This window comes from Sphingobium sp. AP50 (assembly GCF_900109095.1).
Lineage (GTDB): Bacteria > Pseudomonadota > Alphaproteobacteria > Sphingomonadales > Sphingomonadaceae > Sphingobium.
This window is the reverse complement of record NZ_FNYZ01000004.1, coordinates 58,667-80,320: the sequence shown is the minus strand read 5'-3', so window position 1 is coordinate 80,320 and position 21,654 is coordinate 58,667. Positions and strand designations below refer to the sequence as shown.

Here is a 21,654-nt window from a genome sequence, read left to right as displayed (position 1 = left end):
TTTATACTTGAAGTAAGCTCTGTTTGGGCCATTTCGGATCAAATGCGATTGCGGATTTACCGATGAGCCGTGGCTTGAGGATTGATTTTGACATTGGCATCCCTTGCCGACTGGGATGGCCTGCAAATGCCAAAATCGGACCACTAGTCGGGATCGAAGGATGTGAAGGGCGCAATCTGGTCGGCCGCCGGGAGGAGGTTTCTGACCGACGCCAACGGCAATCTGGTTCATGCCGTCGTGCACAGTGCCGATATTCAGGACCGCGATGGCGCGCCCTTGCTGCTCACCGGCATCATCGGGCGCTTCCCATGGCTGCGCCATTTGTTCGCCGATGGCGGCTATGCCGGGGACAAGCTCAGGGATGCTCTGCGCCAAATGGGCAAATGGACCGTCGAGATCATCAAACGCTCCGACACCGGCAAAGGCTTCTCGGTGTTGCCACACCGCTGGGTCGTCGAGCACACACTTGCATGGCTCAATCGCAACCGCCGTCTCGCCAAGGACTTCGAGCAGACCATAGCCTCGGCAACCGCTTGGCTCTTCATCGCATCCGTTCAGCTATACGCTCGACGCATCGCAAAACCTGAAAATCCAATCAGATAGTTTCGTACTAGACTCTAAGGGTGTAGAAGAAAATATTATATATTTTTAGAGGGTTGTGCTGCCAGCAAATGGATAGCTTCCATCTCGACCCAAGTCAGGTTTGGCGCGAATGGGAGGGGCTTTTGAAAGGTCCGCATAAGAGCATCCCATGCGCTGACATCGGGATTGGCGGCATCCCTAATCGCCTTCGTCGCCGGATCGACTGCCAGCGTTTCATCCTGTTCCAGGATCATGAACATGCGGTCGCCGACCAGCCAGATTTGCAGGTCGACCACGCCATCGGCGCGGATCGCATCCGTCACCGCTTGCGGCGGACCGCCGGGCTTGTGCCATTCGCGGTAGCGCGCAATCGATTCAGCGTCATCCACCAGATCCACCGCGAAGCAGCGCCGAACAATCTTTCCCATTCTTCCTCTCCCGGTTGACGAGTCCCTCTTCTCTAGATATTCATCATATGTCTTACAAGATGGAGAGGCTGAATCATGGCCCGGCTTTATGGCGGCGAGGTGTCGAAACGGCATGTCGCCGAACGATCTGGCACGCTGTCCCAATTTGCGGGCGTGCGGCTGATGACTTTGGGGGATGGTGTCGAGCGGGGCGTGCGGATGCTGCATTTCCGTACCGGGTCGGGCTTGTCCTTCACCGTGCTGGTCGACCGGGCGATGGACATTGCCGAATGCGACCATGCCGGACGGGCCGTAGGCTGGCATTCGCCCTCGGGCTTCCGCCATCCCGGATTGCATGACTATGAGGGCGAGGGAGGGCTTGGCTGGTTTCGGTCCATGTCGGGCCTCAACATCACCTGTGGCCTCGACCATATATTGTTCATGCATGACGATCCGGCCGGCCATTATCATTATGGGCCGCGCCAGAGCGTGTCCTCTTCGCTGCACGGGCGGGTCGGCACCATCCCGGCGCAACTGACCGGCTATGGCGAGCAGTGGGATGGCGATCGCTGCACCTTCTGGGCGGAAGGGATCGTGCGCCAGTCGACCGTGTTCGGCGAGGATTTGCACCTCATCCGTCGGATCGAGGCCGATCTGGGCGGCGACGAAATCCGGTTGACCGATCGTGTGGTCAATCATGGCTTCTACCGCACGCCGCACATGTTTTGCTACCATATCAATGTAGGTCATCCGGTGGTGGCGGAGGGCGCGCGCTATGTCGCGCCGATCCGCGAGGTGCTGTGGGCGGCTCATGCCGATGCCTATCAGGCGCAAGGGGTGGGTTATCGCACCCTGCCGGCGCCGATCGTCAATTTCCATGAACAGGTGTGGCAGCATGACATGACGCCCGACGCGGACGGTCGGGTCGAGGTGGCGATCGTCAATGAGGCACTGGGTTTCGGCTTTTCGGTCGTTACCCGCAAGGATCAGTTTCCGGCCATGTTCGAATGGCAGAACCTTCATGCCGGCCATTATGCCGTGGGGATCGAGCCGTCGACCAACCATGTTCTGGGCAAGGATTTCGCCCGCGAACGCGGCGAACTGATCGAACTGGAGCATGGCGAGGAGCGGCGATACGACACGATCCTGCGCGTTCTGCCCGATGCTGCGGCGGTATCCGATGCGGTGGTGCGGATCGAGGGCGTCCAGCGCCAGCCTGATGAGGCATATCCTGCGCCGTCCGGCAATTATCCGCTGATCGGAAACGTGGCGTGAAGGGGCGCACGATCCTCTACACTGGCGCGGCTGGCGGGCTGGGGCTGGAGACGACGCTGCTGCTGATCGCGCGTGGCGCGACGGTGATCGCGGTCGATAATGATCCGGTGAAAATGGAGCGCCTGACCGAGGCTGCGGTAGGCAAGGGGCCGGGGCGGCTGGTGGTGTCGACGGCTGACCTGTCCGACCTGACCGGGTTTCGCGCTACGCTGGATGCGCTGATCGCTGCGCATGGCGGGTTCGATATCGTCATCAACAATGCCGCCATCTACCCATCCAAGCCCTTCGAGGATTTCTCGGTCGAGGAGCATCAACTGGTCCAGCGGATCAATGTCGATGCCGGGATCGTTGCGGTGCAGGCCGCGTTGCCGGGAATGCGCGCCAAAGAGTTCGGCCGGATCATCAATATTTCCAGCATCACCATTTCGGGCGGGTGGGCGAACCTGTCGCCCTATGTCGCATCCAAGGGTGCGCTGGTGGGCCTGACCCGCGCCTGGGCGCGTGAGTTCGGCCCCGACGGCATAACCGTCAACGCAATCGCGCCGGGCGCCTTCCCGACCGATGCGGAGAAAATTCATCCCGATCCGGAAGGCTATAACCAGATGGTACTGGATGCTCAGTCGGTGAAGCGCCGGGGCGTCGCCGCCGACATTGCCCATGCCATCGCCTTTTTCGCCGCTGACGAGGCGGGTTTCATCACTGGCCAGACGCTGCATGTGAATGGCGGCTGGGTCATGGCCTGAAGGACCAGATATGACGATACTCAAGGATATTCGCGTTCTCGACTGCTCCATCGCCATGGCCGGCCCGTTCGCGGCGCAGCGGTTGGGCGACATGGGCGCCGACGTCATCAAGGTGGAGCCGACCAGCGGCGAATGGCAGCGGCATGCCTCTGCCGGGGGGGCGACCGGCAATCGGATCAACGTCTCCTTCCTCTCGCTCAACCGCAACAAGCGGTCGCTGGCGATCGACCTCAAATCGCCGGAGGGCAAGGCGGTGTTGCTCGATCTGGTGAAGGAGGCCGACGTCTTTCTCCAGAACTATCGGCCCGGCGTGGCGGAGCGGCTGGGGGTCGATTATGCGACCCTGTCGGCGATCAACCCGCGCCTCATCTATGTCTCGATGTCGGGCTATGGCGAGGATGGTCCTTATCGGGCCTATCCGGGGCAGGATCTGCTGTTGCAGGGCATGTCGGGGGCGATGTTGTCGGCCGGGGCGGAGGGCATGCCGCCATCGCCCGCCGGGCAATATCTGGTCGATGCCGTGACGGCCTACACCGCCTTCGAAGGGGCGCTGGCCGCGCTGTTCCATCGCGAGCGGACGGGGGAGGGGCAGTTGGTGCAGGTCAATATGCTCGACGCCATCACCACCATCCAGATGCAGGAATTGTCGGTCTTCACCGTGGGCGGCAAGCCGCAGGCGCGATCGGCCGAGCCGCATGCCCACAGCTATATCCGCGCGCCCTATGGCGTGTTCGCGACGGCGGATGGCTATATGACGCTGGCCATGGCCTCGCTCAGGACGCTGGGGCAGGTGCTGGACGATCCCTTCTTTGCCGAACTGGATGAGGAACGGGATGGTTGGACCCAGCGCGATGCCATTTTTGCGCGGGTGAAGACGCATCTGATCGGGCAGTCGACCGCTCATTGGCTGGAGACATTCCGTGCTGCCGACATCTGGTGCGGTCCGGTCTATGGTTATGCCGACCTGATCGACGATCCGCAGATCCGGCATAATGGCACCTTCGTCGAATATGACCATGCGACCGAGGGGCGGGTGAAGGTGCCGGGCTTCCCGATCCGCTTTTCCAAGACGCCGTCTGCCATCACCCGTGGTGCGCCGCTGGTGGGCGAACATAGCCGCGATGTGCTGGCGGAGATCGGTCGCAGTGCGGACGAGATCGCACAACTGATCGAATCCGGCGTGGTGCGCCAGCACGCATGAACCTGCCCAGCTATCGCGGTCTGACATGGGACCATCCGCGCGGCTATCGCGCGCTGGAGGCGGCGGCGCAGGACATTGCGCCGGGGCAGGGGCTGTCCATCGTCTGGGACCGGCATTCACTGGAGGGGTTCGAAGCGGCGCCGATTGCGGAACTGGCTGCGCGCTATGACCTGATCGTGCTGGATCATCCGCATGTCGGGGAGGCCGTGGCGCAGGATTGCCTGTTGCCGATGGAAAGCCTGTTCGACGCGGCGATCTTGCGGGAACTGGAAGCCGCCGCGATTGGCCGGTCGCTGGCCAGCTATCGGTATGACGGGTTGCACTGGGCATTGCCGCTCGATGCGGCGACGCAGGTCATGGCATTTGCCCGCGACCGTATCGATACGCCGCCGCAAAGCTGGGATGCGGTCATCGATCTGGCCGCGCGTCTGCCGGTCGCCCTGTCGCTCGCCGGGCCGCATGCGATCCTGTCCTTCCAGTCGATTGTAGCGGCCTTGGGCGGGGTGCGACCGACGGACGGCTTCGTCGACCGGCAGGCCGGGCGTGAAGCCTTTGCGATCATGGCGGCGCTGACCGGGCAAGCGAGCCGTGCCTTCGTCCATGCTAATCCCATTACCTTGCTGGAGGCGATGGCGGCGGGCGAGGATATTGCGCTGGTCCCGCTCATCTACGGCTATGTCAATTATGCGGCGGCTGGCCGGGTAGGCTTTGCCGATGCGCCGCGCGGGTCGAATGGGATCGGGTCCATCCTCGGCGGAACGGGGATCGCTGTGTCGAAACGCTGCACCGTGACGCCGGCGCTCAAGGCACATCTGCTGTGGCTGATGGGGGCTGAGGCGCAATGTGGGTTCATTCCCGCGCATGACGGCCAGCCTTCGTTGCGTGCTGCGTGGAATGATCCGCAAGTCGATGCGCGCTGGGGCGGCTTCTACAGCGGCACCCGCGCCACGCTGGAGGCGGCCAGCCTGCGCTCGCGGCATGACGGCGCCATTCCCTTCCAGACCGAGGCGTCGGCGCGGCTGCGTACCGGTCTGATCGACGGCGATCCGGCCGACGCCGTGCTGGATGCCATAGAGGCGGCCTTCCACCGCCATCATCGCAAAGGAACCGAACTATGAGCGCCAACCTGCGCTTCACCATCGCCGATCATATCGCCACCATCATGCTGGACCGGCCGGAAAAGCTCAATGCCTTGACGCCTGACATGGCGGCGGCGCTGGTGGAGGCCGTCAGCCAGTGCAATATGTCCGATGCGGTGCGCGTCGTGATCGTGACCGGGGCGGGGGAGAAGGCCTTTTCCGCCGGGTCCGACATTTCCACGCTGGACGCCTATGGGACCCCATGGGACTTCCGCAACCGGCAGGATTATTGCGATGCGCTGCGCGCCTGCCGCAAACCGGTGATCGCGGCGGTCAATGGCTATGCGCTAGGCGGCGGGCTGGAAACCGCCATGGCCTGCGACATTCGCATCGCATCGACTCATGCGCGTTTTGCCGCGCCGGAAATCAAGCTGGGCTGGATTGGCGGCGGGGGCATGGCGGTGGGCCTCGCCCATTCGATCGGCATGTCGAACGCGGCGCTAATGCTCTACACTGGCGACATGGTGAGCGCCGAGCAGGCCCTGGCATGGGGACTGGTGAGTGAGGTGACACCGCCCGACCAGTTGATGGTACGCGCGCAGGCGATCGCCGCCACCATCGCGCAGCGCGCGCCCATCGCCGCCGAAACGGCCAAGCTGAATCTGCGCGCCACGCACCAGATGCCCTATGACAAGGCGATCGATTATGAGCGCGACTTGCAGGCCATCTGCTTCGCCACCGCCGATGCCGCCGAAGGACGCGCCGCCTTCGCCGAGCGGCGCGCTCCCGATTTCCAGCGGCGCTGAGCCATGGACATGACCCCTGCCGCCATTTTGCCGGCCGATCCCGCTGCACTGCTGTTCGGTCGCATCTGGCGGCCCGACTGCTCCGGGCCGGCACTGGTGCGGGTCGATGGCGATCGGCTGACCGATATTTCCGCAACCTTCCCGACCGCGCGCGACCTGTGCGAAGCTGCCTCCCCGGCGCAGGCGTTGCGGGATGCGAAGGGCGAGGATGCCGGTACCCTTGCCGATATCCTCGCCAACACGCCGCCCGACCGGCGCGATGTCACCCGGCCCTGGCTCCTGTCGCCGATCGACCTGCACGCGGTGAAGGCGGCGGGCGTCACCTTCGTCACCTCCATGCTGGAGCGGGTGATCGAGGAGAAGGCGCGCGGCAGTCCGGAAGCGGCGGCGCAGATTCGACAGCAGGTCCGCGCTCTGGTGGGCGATGATCTGCGCAGTCTGCGGCCCGGATCGGATGAGGCGGCAAAGCTCAAGCGGGCGCTGATCGATGCTGGGGCGTGGAGCCAGTATCTGGAAGTCGGGATCGGCCCGGACGCCGAAATCTTCACCAAGGCGCAGCCCATGGCGACCGTTGGCGCGTGCAGCGCCATCGGCGTGCATCCTGCATCGGTCTGGAACAATCCGGAACCGGAGGTGGTGCTGGTGATCACCTCCGACGCGCGGATCATCGGTGCGACGCTGGGCAATGATGTCAATCTGCGCGATGTCGAGGGACGATCGGCGCTGCTGCTGGGCAAGGCGAAGGATAATGTCGGCGCGGCGGCTGTCGGCCCCTTCGTGCGGCTGTTCGATGACGGGTTCGATCTGGCGTCCGTGGAACGCATCACCGTGCGCCTGTCGGTGCATGGCGCCGATGGTTTCGTGATGGAGGGGCGATCGGCCATGGCGGAAATCAGCCGCCCGCCCGCAGAACTTGCGGCGCAGGCGGTGAATGCGCATCATTGCTATCCCGATGGTCTGGTCCTCTATCTCGGCACGCTATTTGCGCCGACGCAGGATCGCGGCGCAGCGGGGCGGGGCTTTACCCATGCGGAAGGAGATGAGGTGCGGATTGCTTGTGACGAACTGGGCATGCTGGTGAACCGGGTGACGGCGACCGATCGGGGCGAGCCATGGACCTTCGGCGTCGGTGCCCTGATGCGCAATCTGGCCGCGCGGGGCCTGTTGTGAGCGCACGGCCCCGCATCCTGCTGACCCGGCGTTGGCCTGAAGCTGTCGAGCAAAGGCTGGCCGCATCCTACGATGTGACCTTCAACGAAAGCGACCGGCCGATGGATGCGGCGGCGCTGGCGCAGGCGATGCGCGATCATGATGCGCTCTGCCCGACGGTGACGGACAAGGTGACGGGGAACGTGCTGCTGGCCGAGGGTCGGCAGGCGCAGATCATCGCCAATTATGGCGCGGGCTATGAACATATTGATCTGACGGCCGCGCGAGAAGCGGGACTGGCCGTTACCAACACGCCCGATGTGTTGACCGAAGCGACGGCAGATATCGCGCTGACCCTGATGCTGATGGCGATGCGCCGTGCGGGCGAGGGGGAGCGCGAATTGCGGGCCGGTGACTGGAGCGGCTGGCGGCCGACGCATCTGTTGGGCCAGTCGCTGGACGGCAAGCTGCTGGGACTGGTCGGCTTCGGCCGGATCGCCCGTGCGGTGGCGAAGCGGGCGCAGGCATTCGGGATGCGCATTGCCTATCACAGCCGCCGTCCCGCCGAGGATATGCCGACAAATATCTATTTCGCGGATCTGGGGACCTTGGCCGAACAGGCAGATATATTGTCGCTGCATGCACCGGGTGGCGCGGAGACGCGGCACATGATCGATGCGGCGCTGCTGGCGCGGATGCCGGGCCATGCGGTGCTGGTGAATACCGGGCGCGGATCGCTGATCGACGAGGGCGCGCTGGCGCAGGCATTGGCGGACCGGCAGATAGCAGCGGCGGGACTGGACGTTTACGAAGGCGAACCGCAGGTGCATCCCGCGCTGGTCGCCCTGCCCAATGTCGTGCTGTTGCCGCATCTGGGCAGCGCGACGATCGAGGCGCGCACGGCGATGGGCATGAAGGTCGCCGACAATCTCGATCGCTTCTTTGCCGGTGAGCCGCTGCTTGACCCCGTCGCTTGAACGGATCGCGACGGCGACACGGGGCTGGCTGGCTGGCGCTAACGGCCCGCTGATCCTGGGTCTGTGCGGTGCGCAGGGATCGGGCAAGTCGACGCTGGCGATGGGCTTGCAGGCGCTGATGGAACAGGAGGGGCGTCGCACCGCCATCCTGTCATTGGACGACCTCTATCTGGGACGGCAGGCGCGCGGGCAACTGGCGGCGGACGTCCATCCGCTGTTTCGCACCCGAGGTGTCCCCGGCACCCATGATGTCGCGCGGGGCATCGCTTTGCTGGAAGCCGCCAAGGCGGGGGCGCCACTCCTGTTGCCGCGTTTCGACAAGGGACAGGATGAACCCCTGCCGCAGGGCGAGGCTGTCGCCGGGCCGGTCGACCTGCTGATCTTCGAAGGCTGGTGTGTCGGTGCGCGACCACAGGCAAAGGCCGACCTTGTGCAGCCGGTCAATGCACTGGAGCGGGATGAGGATCCGGACGAGATATGGCGGCGTCATGTCAACCGCCAGTTGCGTGGTCCCTATGCGGAATTGTTCGCCTGGATCGACCGGCTGGTGCTGCTCGCCGCGCCCGACTTTTCCGTCGTGCGCGGCTGGCGTGGGCAGCAGGAAGAGGCCCTGCTGGCGCGGGGCGCGGACCGGGCGATGGACGCCGGACAGCTGGACCGCTTCGTGCAACATTATGAGCGGCTGACCCTTCACATATTGACAGAGATGCCCGCGCGCGCCGACCTGCTCCTGCCGCTGGACGAAGCCCGCCATTTGAGGAGCGCCGCATGATTATCTCTTCTCCGCTCGATTATCGCGAAGCGGCGCGGCGGCGCTTGCCGCGCTTCCTGTTCGACTATGTCGATGGCGGTGCCTTTGGCGAAGAGACGATGACGGCGAACCGTGCCGATCTGGCCGATATCCGACTGACGCAGAGGGTGTTGCGCGACATATCGTCGCTCAGTCTGGAAACGACCCTGTTCGGCGAATCTATGGCGATGCCCCTGATGCTCGCGCCGATCGGGCTGGGCGGTATGATGCGGCGGCGGGGCGAGTTGCAGGTGGCACGGGCGGCGCGTCAGGTCGGCATCCCCTACATCCTCTCGACCGTCAGCGTCTGTTCCCTGACCGAGGTGGTCGAGCATATCGGCCAGCCCATCTGGTTCCAGCTCTATGTCCTGAAGGATCGCGGTTTCATGCGTCATGCGCTGGAGCGGGCGCAGGCGCTGGGCGTCACCAAGCTGGTCTTCACCGTCGATATGCCATTGCCGGGCGCGCGTTATCGCGATGCCCATTCCGGAATGAGCGGACCGAACGCGCCGTTGCGCCGGATGTTGCAGGCGGTTGGCCGTCCCGGCTGGTCGTGGGATGTAGGCTTGCTGGGCAGGCCGCATGATCTGGGCAATGTGTCGGCCTATCGCGGCAAGCCCACCGATCTGGCAGACTATATCGGCTGGCTCGGCGCGAATTTCGATCCGTCGATCACCTGGTCCGACCTCGAATGGATCAGGGATGCGTGGAAGGGCGAGATGATCGTCAAGGGCATACTCGATCCCGATGATGCGCGCGATGCGGTGCGTTTCGGCGCGGATGGGGTGGTGGTTTCCAACCATGGCGGGCGGCAACTGGATGGCGCGCTGTCCACGGCCCGAGCCTTGCCGGCGATTGCCGATGCCGTGGGAGATGAGCTGACCGTGCTGGTTGACGGCGGGGTGCGGACCGGGCTGGACGTGGTGCGGATGCTGGCGCTGGGTGCGCGCGGCGTGCTGCTGGGCCGGGCCTATATTTACGCGCTGGCGGCCGGAGGCGAGGCGGGCGTTGGGCGGTTGCTGGACCTGATCGCGCAAGGGATGAAAGTCTCGATGGCGCTGAGCGGCGTCAAAAATGTCGCCGAGATAGATCGCAATATCCTGTCATGACGACAGAATGAGTCAGGCAGAAGCCTGCCCCATTCTGTATCCACAGAGAAATGCGGTAGAACCGACGCCCTAAAACACAAGTACAGGCTTGATCGCCGTACCTTCTTCCGAATCCCGGAAGGCATCATTGATCGCGGCGAAAGGGTAGAAGCGGATCAGCTTGTCGAAGGGAAACTGGCCCGCTTGATAGTGCGAAACCAGTTGCGGAATAAATATCTTGGGATCGGCGTCGCCCTCCACGATGCCGCGTATGGCACGCCCTCCGCTCATCACATGCGACACATCAGCCTGAAACATCGTCCCAGGGGAGGCGGCGCCGACGATACAGCAGGTTCCCCGCACGGCCAGCATGGCTACGCCCTGCTGGATGGCGACAGGCAGACCGGTGCAGTCGATCGCATAGTCCACGCCGTCCGGCACCTGCGCCAGGGTCTGGGCGACCGGATCTTCGGACCGGCCGTTGATCGTCAGGGTCGCGCCCAGTTTGGCGGCCAGTGCAAGACGGTCATCATTCAGGTCGACCGCGATGATCTCGCGCGCGCCGACCAGCTTTGCCGCCATAATCGCCGACAGGCCGACGGACCCGGCGCCCATAACCGCTACCGTCTGCCCCGCCTGGACGTTCAGAGCGTTCATGACGGCGCCTGCACCCGTCAATATGCCGCAACCAAGTGGACCAGCGATGCGCAAGTCGAAGTCCGGCGGCACGACCACGGCGTTGCGCTCATGGCAGATGGCATGGCTCGCGAAGGAAGATTGGCCAAAAATATTGGCAAATACGGGATCGCCATCGGGGGTAGCCAAGGCGGTGCTGCCATCCGGGCGGGTGCCGAAGAAATTGCGCGGGAAAAATTCGTGGCAATAGCTGCTCTGGTCGGAACGACATGTCGGGCAACTCCCGCAACTATTGTAGCTCATCACGACATGGTCGCCCGGTCGAATGTCGCATACGCCTTCGCCGACGCTTTCGACGATTCCTGCGCCTTCATGGCCAAGCACGACCGGTTGCGGCACCGGCACGCCCTGATGCCACATGGTCGCATCGGTATGGCAGACACCCGTCGCAACCAGTTGGACCCGAATTTCGCCAGCGCGGGGCGCTTCGATAACAAGGGGGCGGATCACCATGGGTCGATCCGATGCCTCGACGATCGCGGCGCTAATTTCCATGTGCCTCTCCTATATTGAATTGCATGTGACCGATATCAGGCGAAGACTGCAAGAGCAATGATTTTGCCAGTTCGGATAGGGCGTCTCCCACATGCCATTGCAGATATATCCGCAAATACCGGCCTATCACTTGGATTTGGAAATTATGGTCCGGGACGCCGTGGCAAGTTTTGTTGCGTGTTGGGGATTGCCATGCTGCCCGCGAATCGATAATGTGACCGATATCACGAAAATCGGACGCCAAGGTCCGGGACGTTGGGAGGATGAAATGACGCAGCATCGTAATGCGGGTCGCTGGAAACAAACTCTTTGCTATGGCGGCGTGGCGCTATGGGCTTTGGCGGCAGCCAATATCGCTATGGCGCAAGAGGCCGCACCGCAGCCGGAGCAGGCCGATACGGAACAGCCGAATGTCGCCGATATCGTCGTCACCGGATCGCGCATCGCCCGGTCGGGCTTCAATGCGCCCACGCCCGTTACTGTGGTCGGCGAAGAGCGGCTGGCGCAGCGCGCCATCACCAATGTCGGCGATGCGCTCAACGAACTGCCGTCCTTCCGTCCGCTGGTAACGCCGGCGACCCAGCAGGCGGTGGGCGGCAATATCGGCGCGCGCGTACTCGACCTGCGCGGCCTTGGAGCGACCCGGACGCTGGTGCTGCTGGACGGCAAACGCTTCGTGCCGTCGACCACGCAGGGCACCATCGACGTCAATTTGATCCCCAGTTCGCTGGTGTCGCGCACCGAAGTCGTGACCGGCGGTGCGTCGGCCGCCTATGGCTCGGACGCGGTGGCGGGTGTCGTCAACTTCATCCTCGACCGCGACCTGACTGGCCTGAAAGGGTCGGTGCAGGCCGGCATTTCCAGCCGGGGCGATTATGGGCAGCAGAACGCTCAACTCGCCTGGGGCACGAAATTCGCCGATGACAAGGGTCATTTCATGATCGCGGGTGAATATGACAAGTCGGACGGGATGGGCGATTGCTACACCCGCAGCTGGTGCCCGCGTGAACAGTTGATAGGCAACACGCCGGCGGGCGCGGGCGGCTTGCCTGCCAGCATTCGCGGCGGACCGGCCGGGACCGGCACCATTTCCTCGGGGGGGCTGATCGTTGCCAATTCAGGACCATTGCGCGGTTTGGCGTTCAACTCGGACGGCACCACGCATAATTACGACTTCGGCACTATCTATGGCACCAATCCGTCGCCGCTGTTCACCCAAGGTGGTGAGGAATCGGTGCGCAACGGCTTCCTCGATGGCATATTGCTGATACCGCCGGTCAAGCGCTTCGTCACCTATAGCCAGGCATCCTATGAATTTTCCGATGCGCTGAAGGCCAGCGTCGACCTGTCCTATGCCCGGTCGAAGGGCATGGTGATCGGGTCGGTCGCGCGCACGACGCAGACGATCCAACGCAACAACGCCTATCTGCCAGATGGCGTCGCGGCGATCATGGACGCCAACGCCATCACATCCTTCACCCTCGGCCGCGCGCTGATGGATCTGGGCGGGTCGGTCAATCATAGCGACAACCAGACCTATCGCGCAGTCCTCTCGCTGGAGGGCAAGATCAGCGACAACTGGCACTGGGACGCTTATTATCAATATGGCCGCAACGAATTCCGGCAGGATTATACCGGCAATGTCGTCGGCTCGCGTGTCACCAACGCGGCCAATGCCGTCAATGTGAACGGGCAGGTGGTGTGCGGCATCAATGCCGATGCCAGCACCGCCAATGACGATGCCAGTTGCGTGCCGATCAACCTTTTCGGTTCCGGCAATATCACGCCGGAGGCCGCAGCCTATATCGCGCCGTCGGGCTACCAGACCACCAACACCACCGAACATGTGATTGCCGCCAATATCAACGGTTCGCTTTTCGCGCTGCCAGGCGGCGATTTCTCGATCGCGGCGGGCGGCGAATATCGCAGCGACAAGGCGGTCGGTACCGCCGACGCTCTATCCACCGCCAACGCTTTCTGGTCGTTCAATGGCAAGGCGGTGAATGGCAGCATCCGGGTTGCCGAAGCCTATGTCGAGGCGCTGGCCCCAATCCTGAAGGATGTGCCCTTCGCCCAGACGCTGGAACTGAACGGGGCGGCGCGCCGGACCCATTATCGTCGCTCCAGCCCTGGCCTTGATACGACCAGCGTCAATGCGACGACATGGAAGGTCGGCGGCGTTTATGCCCCGATCGAAGAGGTGCGCTTCCGCGTGACCCGGTCGCGCGACATTCGGGCGCCCAACCTGACGGAGTTGTTTGGGCCGGTGACGCTGGGCCGCACGACGATCGTCGATCCGCTGAACAATGGCGCGCAGATTCAGGTCAACAGCTTTTCCGGCGCGAACCAGCAATTGGCCCCGGAAAAGGCCGATACCTGGACGGCCGGCGTGGTGCTGGCGCCCAAGGGTTTCCTGCGCAACTTCCGCGTCTCGGTCGATTATTATGACATCGACCTTCGCGGCGCGATCGCGACGCTGGGCGCGCAGGTGGTGGTAGACCGCTGCGCAGCGGGGCAGACGTCGCTGTGCGACTATGTCCAGCGGGATTCGTCCGGCGCGCTTACCAGCGTCAGCGACGTGCTCCAGAATGTCAGTCAGGTGCGCAACCGCGGCATCGATTTTGAGGCCAGCTATCGGACCGATGTCGGCAAGTTCGGCAGCCTCGACTTCCGCCTGCTCGCCACCCATTATCTGAAACTGGAGATCGGCGGCATCGATCGTACCGGCCAGACCGGTTATCGCCCCGGCACCACGACGGGCGTGCCCGACTGGATCGTGGACGGCACGGTGCTGTGGGATCTGGGCAGCGTGGCGCTGAACCTGCACGGCAAATATATCCCCAAGGGGATTTTCGACACGACTTTGGTGGGGCCGCAGGATGACGGCTATGCGCCTGGCCTGCCCAACAGCGTGAACAACAACCGCGTCGCCGGCCGCTTCTACCTCGATCTTGGCGCGACGGTGAAGGTGAACGAGCAGTTCGAACTGTTCGGCGTCATCAACAACCTGCTGGACAAGGACCCGCCGCTGGCCGCCAGCGCGCAGGGCGGTACGAACCAGGTCTATTTCGATCCGATCGGCCGCTACTTCAAGGTCGGCGCCCGCATCCGCATGTAGTTGTTCGAATTTAGCGGCACCGGTCCTCTTTCCACCCGGATGAGGGCCGGTCCAGACAGACACAACCCCATCCAACAAGGGAAATTGGCAAGCACATGGCAAAAAAGTCTCTGCAACAACTGCTCGAAACCAGCGACAAGTGCATCGTCGCCCCCTGCGTCTACGACTGTGCGTCGGCACGGGCGGTGGAGATGGTCGGCTTCGAAGCGATGATGCTGTCGGGCGGCGAAGTGTCGATCGCGATGAACGGCGTGATCGACTATGGCTTCAGCAACCTGACCGACGTGGAATGGATCACCAGCCGCATCAGCCAGACATCGCCCATTCCGCTGGCCGCCGATATCGAGGATGGCTTTGGCGGGTCGCTGGCCGTCTATCGCAGCGCCCGGCGCATGGCGATGGCGGGGGCGACCGCGCTCCAACTGGAGGATGCGGACGATATGGAGGAATCCACCGGCCTGCTGCCGCGCGAACGCTATCTGGAAAAGGTGCGTGCGGCGCTCGCGGCGCTGGAGGGCACCAACTGCTTCCTGATCGCGCGGACCAATGCCGACCCGGAAACGCAAATGGACGAAGGCTGCGAGCGGATGCGACTGGCGCATGAACTGGGCGCGAAGATGACCACCGTGGTCAAGATCGGCACGCTGGCCCATGCCCAATATGTCTCGTCCCGGGTGCCGGGGTGGAAGATGTTCCCCGACGTGCGCAACATCAATGGCAAGCCCGCGGTGACGGTGGATGACATCTATCCGCTCGGTTTCAACATGATGACGATGCACTATACGCTGAAGGCCGCGATGGACGGGATGCTGGAACATGGCATCAGGAACTTCGCCCAGCAGGGCTGCGACTATACCTGCGAGAAGGTCGACGCGACCGGCATCATGGGCATGAGCGCGACGCCGCTGTTCGATCCGCAAAGCTATATGGAGCTGGAGGGTCGTTTCTCGGGCCGTGCCAAGGAATATACGATCGTGGGCAATCAGGTCGAAAGCTTCCCGGACGGCTTCGTCCGCTCCTCGATCGATGATCGCCTGTAAGGCTTAAACCCTCTCTCCCTGGAAGCCCGGTCGACTGCACGCGACCGGGCTTTTTTGTGGGCGCTGTAGGAGAGGTGGCGCTTAACTTCGCATATGTCCCGCTGGATGCGACATTTTGGAATGAATGTTGGGAATTTTATGTCGTGCTCTGAGCAAGTCGGGTGCTCTGTCAAAGAGTCGTTTGCGAATAGTAGTCAGCGTAGGAATAGGACAGGTCAGCCCACGGCCTGACGAACCCGCTTACCGCCCCGTCATCGCTCGCGCATTGGCCAGGAAGGTGCGGCCGATCCGTATTTCGTCGCCATTGGTCAGTGCCGCGAACCATACGCCGCTGCCATCGTGGCGCAGGCGGGCGATATGGTCGCGGCGGACGATATGGCTGCGATGGAGGCGGACGAACTGCTGCGGGTCCAGTCGTTCCTCCAGCGAACTGATCGTCTGATGCAGCAGATAGCTGTGCGCGCCGACATGCAGGCGCATATAGTCGCGTTCCGCTTCGATCCGGTCGATCTGGTCGGCGGCGATGCGGATCAGTTCGGAACGGTGCGGTACCCAGAATTCCTCGGCCCATTCGGGTGGCGCTTCGGCCGATATGGCGGCATCCCCGGCAGAGCCATGGCTGCGCAACGCCAATTCCACCCGGTCGATCGCGCGGGTGAGGCGATCATGGGCGACGGGTTTCAGCATATAGTCGACGGCGGCGAGGTCGAACGCTTCAACTGCGAAGCCTTCAAAGGCGGTGACGAAGATCACGGCGGGGCGGATGCCCATGCGGCCGACGGCGCGGGCAACGCCAATGCCATCCAGCAGCGGCATGGCGATGTCGAGCATGACGAGATCGGGCTTCAGCCCGTCGATCAGGCGCAGCGCCGCTTCGCCATCTGTGGCGGTGCCGACCAGCGCGATGCGCGGCTCGCGGGCGCACAGCATCTGGAGGCGCTCGACGGCCAGAGGCTCGTCATCGACGATCATGGTACGGATGGACGTTGCAGGCGAAGACATGGGTTTTCAGCAGCCCCGGCGAATGACAGGAAGGGTCAGAAGCACGGAGAAACCGTCCCCCTCACGCGGACCATAGACGATCTGGCCCGCATCGCCAAAGCGGGCGGTGAGGCGGTCTCGCACATTGGCAAGGCCGATGCCGCTGCCGGCGTCTCCTTGCCCCGGCGGGTTGTCGCCATCGTCGCTGACCGCGATATGCATCTGGTCGCCATCTTCCCGCGCGGTGATGGTGATGGTGACCGGGCTGGATGTACGCGAAACACCATATTTGATCGCATTTTCGACCAGCGGCTGAAGGATGAGGCCGGGAACACAGGCAGTGAGGAGATTGGGCGGAATATCGATGCGGGTCACAAGCCGATCGGGAAAACGCACCGCCTCGATATCCAGATAGAGTTTCTGGAGATGTACTTCCTCCGCCAGCGGGACATCGTCCAGCGGATCGCCGGTCAGGCTGGTGCGGTAGAAGTTGGAGAGCGACATGATCATCTTCTCCGCCTCATCCGGCCTGTTGCGCATGACGAGGGTGGAGAGGGAATTCAGCGTGTTGAACAGGAAATGCGGGTTCACCTGATAGCGGAGCGATCGCAGTTCGGCCTGCTGGGCGGCGCGTTCCAGCCGTGCGGCGCGGCGCTCGGTGCGGTGCGCTTCGCTGGCGTAGGACAGGGCCAGATAAAGACCGGCCCAGGCGGAGAGGAAGAAATAGCGGCTGAGCGCATCCTCCACGATGGAGATGAGGACATAGCCATCCTCCTTGGCCATCTTCATCTTCTCGCCATCGGAGATGAAATTGCCCGGATCATAGACGTTGAAGATATAATAGTTGGCCGCGGCCATGGCCAAAGCGAAGGGGGCGGCGAGCGAGAAGGCGGCGGCGACCCGCACGACCAGCGGCTTGCGGTCGAACCGGCGTAGCACCAGATAGAAAATCCAGGTGACGATGATGCCGATGGTCGCCACCACCATACGACGCGCGGCCATTTCGCCCTGCGACTCAAAGCCGACCACCACGGCGCGCAGGCTGACGATGATGGTGTAGAAAAACCAGAAACCCAATATGGAATAGAGCGCGATCGACGGCGCTACGCCGCGTTCGCCATCTTCGGCAGGATCAATCATTCTGCCTGTCTACGCGTCTGACGGCCAGAAGTCTGTAGGCCGCGTGGTTACTGGTCGAACTGGTGGAGGCGTTGGTCGAAGCGGAACCGCGTGATGGGGCCATCCGTTGATTGCTGGGACGAGCCATCAGCCCGTCCGGGAGAAGAGCCATGACGGACAAGACCGACATTCGCCCCAACAGCCGCGAGGAAGCGGGCGACGAACGGGAAAGCGACGCGCAGGACCATGTGCTGGATCAGGAGGATCGGCTGGAGGAAGGGCTGAAGGATTCGATGGATGCATCCGATCCGCCTGCCGCGACCCGACCGGGCGATCATGGCGATCCGGTGCCTTCGTCCGGTTTCAGGCCGCAGGACCGATAGCCGCCGCTTTCCACCTATGTTATGCTGGCGGTGGCAGAGCGAAACCGCCGCCGATCGAGAGGAGCAAGACCCCTATGCCCACATCCGCCACCCCCGCCATCGAACGGATCGCCCGCGTTCTGGCTGGTCGCCATCTGAGCCTGAATGGGGAGGGCCATGACGCGCATGCCGCCGGCGCCGTGGATGCAGCCTGGCCCGATCATGTCGATGACGCCTATGCGATATTGAGCACGTTGCGGGAGCCCGACGCGCACATGGCGCGGGCAGGCGACGTGGCGGTATGGCGGGCGATGATCGGCGCGGTATTGGAGCGGCGGGCCGGCATCTGATCGGCAGCTTTTGAACGGCGGGCATTGGCCCGCAACTTTGCCTGTGGCATGGGTTGCGGACCGATGCTGAAAATCAAGATCCAGATTTATTGCGGCGAAGAGATCGCGATGGGGCCGGGCAAGGCCGACCTTCTTGACGCCATCGTCAGCGAAGGATCGATTTCCGGTGCGGGGCGCAAGCTGGGGATGAGCTATCGGCGCTGCTGGCTGCTGGTCGACGTGATGAACCGATGCTGGGACATGCCACTGGTCGCGACATCGAGTGAAGGGGCGAGGTTGACCGAACGTGGTCGGGCCGTTCTGCAAGACTATCGCGATTTGCAGGCGCGGGTGGACGAAAGTGGTACGCCGGGTTGGGTCGCGCTGCAATGTCGTGTGCGTGCGGAGCCGCTGGCGGCGCAGAAGCCGGAGCCATCCTAATCTTTCGGTAAGATCGTTCGGGCATGACCCTGTTCATGTACGACATCCTTTTTCGCCATGACATCAACCTGTTGGACATTGCCTGGCATGGGTTGTTCACTGGCGAGGAAGTTGCGGCCTACGCCCGCGAGGTGAAGGGCCGTTTCGTGGCGGAAGGATTCTCGCCCGGCTATCTGCTGCGCATGGATATGAGTCGCAGCGCTGTGCAGCCGCAGGAGGCACTTGCGGCATTTCGCGAACATCTGGGCGAAGGCAATTTTCCGCGCGCGTCGCGCATTGCCATCGTCACGCCCAGCGCCATCGCCCGCTTGCAGGTGAAGCGGGAAATGACGCAAAGCTATCTGCGCATCTTCGAAACCGCGCCGCCGGCGCTGACATGGCTGTTGACGGGCGAAGAACCGGCGGCTTGACCTCGCAGATGGTGGGGCGTTCAACGGCCTGTCGCAGTCATCGAATTTACATGTTGCACCGCACAACGAAATCTGTTCCCTTGTGAACAGCGGTGGAACAGGCGCTTAAGCCTTCAGTAACCATGGAGGGCGCATGTTCCATCCTGCGACTTAAAGTCGGAGGGCTTGAATATGGGCACGAGTGCAAGACCGGCGGACGGGGCTGTCACCCTGGCGGAACTGCGTGAATTCGCCAGCTTCCCGTCTGCCACGCAGCGTTACATCAGACGTTCGCTCGATATCGGGCTGCATCGCCGCGACGCGATGAAGCTATGGTCGCGCGACATGGTGGAGGAAGCCTCGATCCGCGCGCAGGCGCGCATCTATGGCCGGCTGGACGAGATCAAGATGCGCGTGCCCGACGATAGCGGTCTGGAACAGGTGGAGCCGTTCATGGCGCCGCTGGTCACCGTCTCCGCCTTCGATCTGGGGCAGGATCGGCTTGGCAGCTTTTCCGCCTATCGCTTCCTGTACGAGCGTCTGCTGGGCGCGGGGGCGCGGCCCTGGTTGCCGGGTGCTTTCTGTGCCGCAGCGAGCCTGCCGCATCTTCACCCCGACAAAAGGCGGCTGTTGCTCCAGTCGATCAGCGAAGCGGCGGCGACGGCGGTCGGCTGGTCCAACCGCGAGCCGACCTTCTACCCCGAATGGGTCGAGAAGGTGGATATGTCCAAGGCGAACTGAACCGACGCCAGACTTTTGAAAAGGCCGCGCGGAGTGGGGGTTCCGGCGCGGCCTTTTCGCATTTTCAGGCGCGATGGGGCGCGTAAAGGATGATGGCCGCGCCGATCAGGCAGAAGAAGACGCCGATCATGTCCCAGCGGTCGGGCCTGACGCCCTCCGCGCCCCACAGCCAGAGCAGGGCCGACAGGATATAGATGCCGCCATAGGCCGCATAGGCACGCCCGGCCTGATCGCTGTCGACCAAAGTCAGCAGCCAGGCGAAGAGGGCCAGCGAGGCGCAACCCGGCAGCAGCCAGAGCGGTGAACGATCCATGCGCAGCCAGGCCCAGAAGGCGAAGCAGCCGGCAATTTCGGCCAGTGCGGCGGCGAGGTAGATGAGCGGGGCGGGGATCATTTCCCCTCGGCGACATGAGCGGCCTTGGCCCGGTCGAGGAAATTGCGTGACAGGCCATGATAAAGCCGGTCCTTGCAGACGCGCTGCGCCGCCCAGTCGGCCACCAGCGCCGCCCCCAGCAGCGGTAGCATGAAGCCACGGCTGCCGGTGGTTTCGGAAATGATGATGACCGCCGTCAGCGGCGCGCGCACGACCCCGGTGAAATAGGCGACCATGCCCAGCAGCACGACGGCGCTGGCCTGATCGTCCGGGAAGATCCAGCGCAGCAGATTGCCGAAGCCCGCACCGGTGGCGAGGGAGGGGGCGAAGATGCCGCCGGGAATGCCCGATATGCTGGTGGCGAGCGTGCTCATGAACTTGGCGGGTGCGAACCAGAGCGGGTGATGGCCGCCGGTTATCAGTTGGCGCGCGGGTTCGTAGCTGGTGCCCCAGGTGAGGCCGGTGGCGACGCCGATTGCGGCCACGACCAGTCCGCAACCGCTGGCGAAGAGGATCGGGTTGGCGCGCATCCAGTCGGTAAAGCCATTGCGGGATCGCGCCGCGCCCAGTGCCAGCCGCGCGAACAAGCCGCCGGATGCGCCGCCCATCAATCCCGCCATCAAGGCGATGGGAATGGCGGACTGGAGCGGCAGATGCGCGGCGACGGCGCCGAAATAGACATAGTCGCCGGCCAGCCCCAGACTGACCATGCCGGAAATGATGACGGCGGTGATGACCAGCAGGGTCATGCGCTGCTCATAGGCCGACGCCAGTTCCTCGATGGCGAAGCAGATGCCCGCCAGCGGCGTGTTGAAGGCGGCGGCAACACCGGCCGCGCCACCCGCGACCATCACCGATGCGCGCAGCGGCACGTTGAGCAGGGCATGGACGCGGGCGAGGATGGCGGCGCTGATCTGAACCGTGGGGCCTTCGCGGCCGACCGATGCGCCGACCAGCAGACCGGCGATGGTCAGCGCGACCTTCAACAGGGCGGTGCGCAGGTCGATGAGGCAGCGGCCGACTTTTTCCGGCAATTGGGTGGCGGCGATGACCTGCGGAATGCCGGAGCCGCCGGCGAAGGGCGCAGCGCTGCGGGTGATCCAGGCAAGCGCGGCGAAACCGATGGGGGTCAGCAGCAGGGGCAGCCATCGATTGGCGCGGGCGAGACGCTGAAAAGCTTCGCTTGCTTCATCCGCGGCCCAGGCAAAGGCGATCGCGGCGAGGCCGACCAGCACCGCACCGCCCATCAGCGCCAGTCGCCGCCGGAACAGCAGTGACGTGGGGCCACTATGCCGGATCAGCGCGCGAACGCGGCGGGCGGTCCAGCGGCTCATTTGGCGCAGACCCCGATCGGACTGTGGATCAGGAGACGGGTGGGGAGCCGGGCGGGCATGATGAGGCGATATTCCGTGCTTGGGTTGCGACCAACGCCCCGCCTCCTAGGCCGATGGGCGCGTGATTGCAAAGCGCTTG

Annotated in this window: 22 protein-coding genes and 1 pseudogene; 17 read left to right on the top strand and 6 right to left on the bottom strand. The window is 63.6% G+C overall.

Annotated elements, in window-relative coordinates; genetic code table 11:
• Positions 1-192: 192 nt before the first annotated feature.
• Positions 193-603 (top strand): annotated as a pseudogene (locus BMY84_RS09940) (transposase); the annotation flags it as partial.
• Positions 604-638: 35 nt separating this feature from the next.
• Here BMY84_RS09940 and BMY84_RS09935 read toward each other — a convergent pair.
• On the bottom strand, positions 639-1,010 hold the full coding sequence (locus tag BMY84_RS09935; RefSeq protein ID WP_093083522.1) for an L-rhamnose mutarotase: 372 nt from the start codon (positions 1,008-1,010) through the stop codon (positions 639-641).
• A 75-nt stretch (positions 1,011-1,085) separates the two neighbouring features.
• On the opposite strand from BMY84_RS09935, the gene BMY84_RS09930 reads away from it, so the two are divergent.
• The 9 genes from BMY84_RS09930 to lldD are packed head-to-tail and all read left to right on the top strand — an operon-like array spanning position 1,086 to position 10,118.
• Positions 1,086-2,264, top strand: coding sequence for an aldose 1-epimerase family protein (locus BMY84_RS09930; protein ID WP_093083521.1), 1,179 nt, complete (start codon positions 1,086-1,088; stop codon positions 2,262-2,264).
• Positions 2,261-3,007, top strand: a complete 747-nt coding sequence (locus BMY84_RS09925; RefSeq protein WP_093083519.1) for an SDR family NAD(P)-dependent oxidoreductase — start codon at positions 2,261-2,263, stop codon at positions 3,005-3,007. Before BMY84_RS09930 ends, BMY84_RS09925 begins: the two co-directional genes overlap by 4 nt.
• A gap of 10 nt (positions 3,008-3,017) precedes the next feature.
• Complete coding sequence (locus BMY84_RS09920) at positions 3,018-4,208, top strand: CaiB/BaiF CoA transferase family protein (RefSeq protein ID WP_093083517.1); 1,191 nt, start codon at positions 3,018-3,020, stop codon at positions 4,206-4,208.
• Positions 4,205-5,326 carry an extracellular solute-binding protein gene (locus BMY84_RS09915; protein ID WP_093083516.1) on the top strand — a complete coding sequence of 374 codons (1,122 nt, stop codon included), beginning with the start codon at positions 4,205-4,207 and terminating at the stop codon, positions 5,324-5,326. The genes BMY84_RS09920 and BMY84_RS09915 overlap by 4 nt, the downstream gene beginning before the upstream one ends.
• Positions 5,323-6,093, top strand: coding sequence for an enoyl-CoA hydratase/isomerase family protein (locus BMY84_RS09910; RefSeq protein WP_093083514.1), 771 nt, complete (start codon positions 5,323-5,325; stop codon positions 6,091-6,093). The genes BMY84_RS09915 and BMY84_RS09910 overlap by 4 nt, the downstream gene beginning before the upstream one ends.
• 3 nt (positions 6,094-6,096) lie before the next feature.
• The gene (locus tag BMY84_RS09905; RefSeq protein ID WP_093083513.1) at positions 6,097-7,263 is read left to right on the top strand and encodes a fumarylacetoacetate hydrolase family protein; all 1,167 of its coding nucleotides are present in this window, start codon (positions 6,097-6,099) and stop codon (positions 7,261-7,263) included.
• On the top strand, positions 7,260-8,219 hold the full coding sequence (locus BMY84_RS09900) for a 2-hydroxyacid dehydrogenase (protein ID WP_093083511.1): 960 nt from the start codon (positions 7,260-7,262) through the stop codon (positions 8,217-8,219). Before BMY84_RS09905 ends, BMY84_RS09900 begins: the two co-directional genes overlap by 4 nt.
• Positions 8,203-8,991 (top strand): kinase, encoded by a 789-nt coding sequence (locus BMY84_RS09895; RefSeq protein ID WP_093083726.1) that lies wholly within the window; start codon positions 8,203-8,205, stop codon positions 8,989-8,991. The genes BMY84_RS09900 and BMY84_RS09895 overlap by 17 nt, the downstream gene beginning before the upstream one ends.
• Positions 8,988-10,118, top strand: a complete 1,131-nt coding sequence (gene lldD / locus BMY84_RS09890; RefSeq protein ID WP_093083509.1) for an FMN-dependent L-lactate dehydrogenase LldD — start codon at positions 8,988-8,990, stop codon at positions 10,116-10,118. Before BMY84_RS09895 ends, lldD begins: the two co-directional genes overlap by 4 nt.
• 69 nt (positions 10,119-10,187) lie before the next feature.
• Here lldD and BMY84_RS09885 read toward each other — a convergent pair whose 3' ends face one another.
• The gene (locus BMY84_RS09885) at positions 10,188-11,288 is read right to left on the bottom strand and encodes an NAD(P)-dependent alcohol dehydrogenase (protein WP_093083507.1); all 1,101 of its coding nucleotides are present in this window, start codon (positions 11,286-11,288) and stop codon (positions 10,188-10,190) included.
• 268 nt (positions 11,289-11,556) lie between these two features.
• On the opposite strand from BMY84_RS09885, the gene BMY84_RS09880 reads away from it, so the two are divergent.
• Together BMY84_RS09880 and BMY84_RS09875 are read left to right on the top strand one after the other, a co-directional pair.
• Positions 11,557-14,406 (top strand): TonB-dependent receptor, encoded by a 2,850-nt coding sequence (locus BMY84_RS09880; RefSeq protein ID WP_177203972.1) that lies wholly within the window; start codon positions 11,557-11,559, stop codon positions 14,404-14,406.
• A gap of 95 nt (positions 14,407-14,501) precedes the next feature.
• Positions 14,502-15,446, top strand: a complete 945-nt coding sequence (locus BMY84_RS09875; protein WP_093083505.1) for an isocitrate lyase/PEP mutase family protein — start codon at positions 14,502-14,504, stop codon at positions 15,444-15,446.
• Between the two features lie 240 nt (positions 15,447-15,686).
• Here BMY84_RS09875 and BMY84_RS09870 read toward each other — a convergent pair whose 3' ends face one another.
• Both BMY84_RS09870 and BMY84_RS09865 read right to left on the bottom strand, forming a co-directional pair.
• The gene (locus tag BMY84_RS09870; RefSeq protein ID WP_093083503.1) at positions 15,687-16,448 is read right to left on the bottom strand and encodes a LytR/AlgR family response regulator transcription factor; all 762 of its coding nucleotides are present in this window, start codon (positions 16,446-16,448) and stop codon (positions 15,687-15,689) included.
• Between the two features lie 6 nt (positions 16,449-16,454).
• Complete coding sequence (locus BMY84_RS09865; RefSeq protein WP_093083502.1) at positions 16,455-17,567, bottom strand: sensor histidine kinase; 1,113 nt, start codon at positions 17,565-17,567, stop codon at positions 16,455-16,457.
• Between the two features lie 149 nt (positions 17,568-17,716).
• Here BMY84_RS09865 and BMY84_RS09860 point away from each other — a divergent pair, with 149 nt between their 5' ends.
• From BMY84_RS09860 to BMY84_RS09840, 5 genes are all read left to right on the top strand, one after another.
• Entirely contained in the window at positions 17,717-17,929 is a 213-nt protein-coding gene (locus BMY84_RS09860; protein WP_093083500.1) for a hypothetical protein, read from the top strand.
• A gap of 74 nt (positions 17,930-18,003) precedes the next feature.
• Complete coding sequence (locus BMY84_RS09855; RefSeq protein ID WP_093083499.1) at positions 18,004-18,258, top strand: hypothetical protein; 255 nt, start codon at positions 18,004-18,006, stop codon at positions 18,256-18,258.
• A gap of 63 nt (positions 18,259-18,321) precedes the next feature.
• A complete protein-coding gene (locus BMY84_RS09850) occupies positions 18,322-18,678 on the top strand; it encodes a winged helix-turn-helix domain-containing protein (protein WP_256215195.1) in 357 nt (118 codons plus the stop codon).
• A gap of 23 nt (positions 18,679-18,701) precedes the next feature.
• Positions 18,702-19,088 (top strand): STAS/SEC14 domain-containing protein, encoded by a 387-nt coding sequence (locus BMY84_RS09845; protein ID WP_371262409.1) that lies wholly within the window; start codon positions 18,702-18,704, stop codon positions 19,086-19,088.
• A 171-nt stretch (positions 19,089-19,259) separates the two neighbouring features.
• Positions 19,260-19,808, top strand: a complete 549-nt coding sequence (locus BMY84_RS09840) for a hypothetical protein (protein WP_093018683.1) — start codon at positions 19,260-19,262, stop codon at positions 19,806-19,808.
• Positions 19,809-19,872: 64 nt separating this feature from the next.
• Here BMY84_RS09840 and BMY84_RS09835 read toward each other — a convergent pair whose 3' ends face one another.
• Both BMY84_RS09835 and BMY84_RS09830 read right to left on the bottom strand, forming a co-directional pair.
• Positions 19,873-20,202 carry a YnfA family protein gene (locus BMY84_RS09835; protein WP_177203971.1) on the bottom strand — a complete coding sequence of 110 codons (330 nt, stop codon included), beginning with the start codon at positions 20,200-20,202 and terminating at the stop codon, positions 19,873-19,875.
• The gene (locus tag BMY84_RS09830) at positions 20,199-21,515 is read right to left on the bottom strand and encodes a chloride channel protein (protein ID WP_093083494.1); all 1,317 of its coding nucleotides are present in this window, start codon (positions 21,513-21,515) and stop codon (positions 20,199-20,201) included. The genes BMY84_RS09835 and BMY84_RS09830 overlap by 4 nt, the downstream gene beginning before the upstream one ends.
• Between the last annotated feature and the right edge of the window lie 139 nt (positions 21,516-21,654).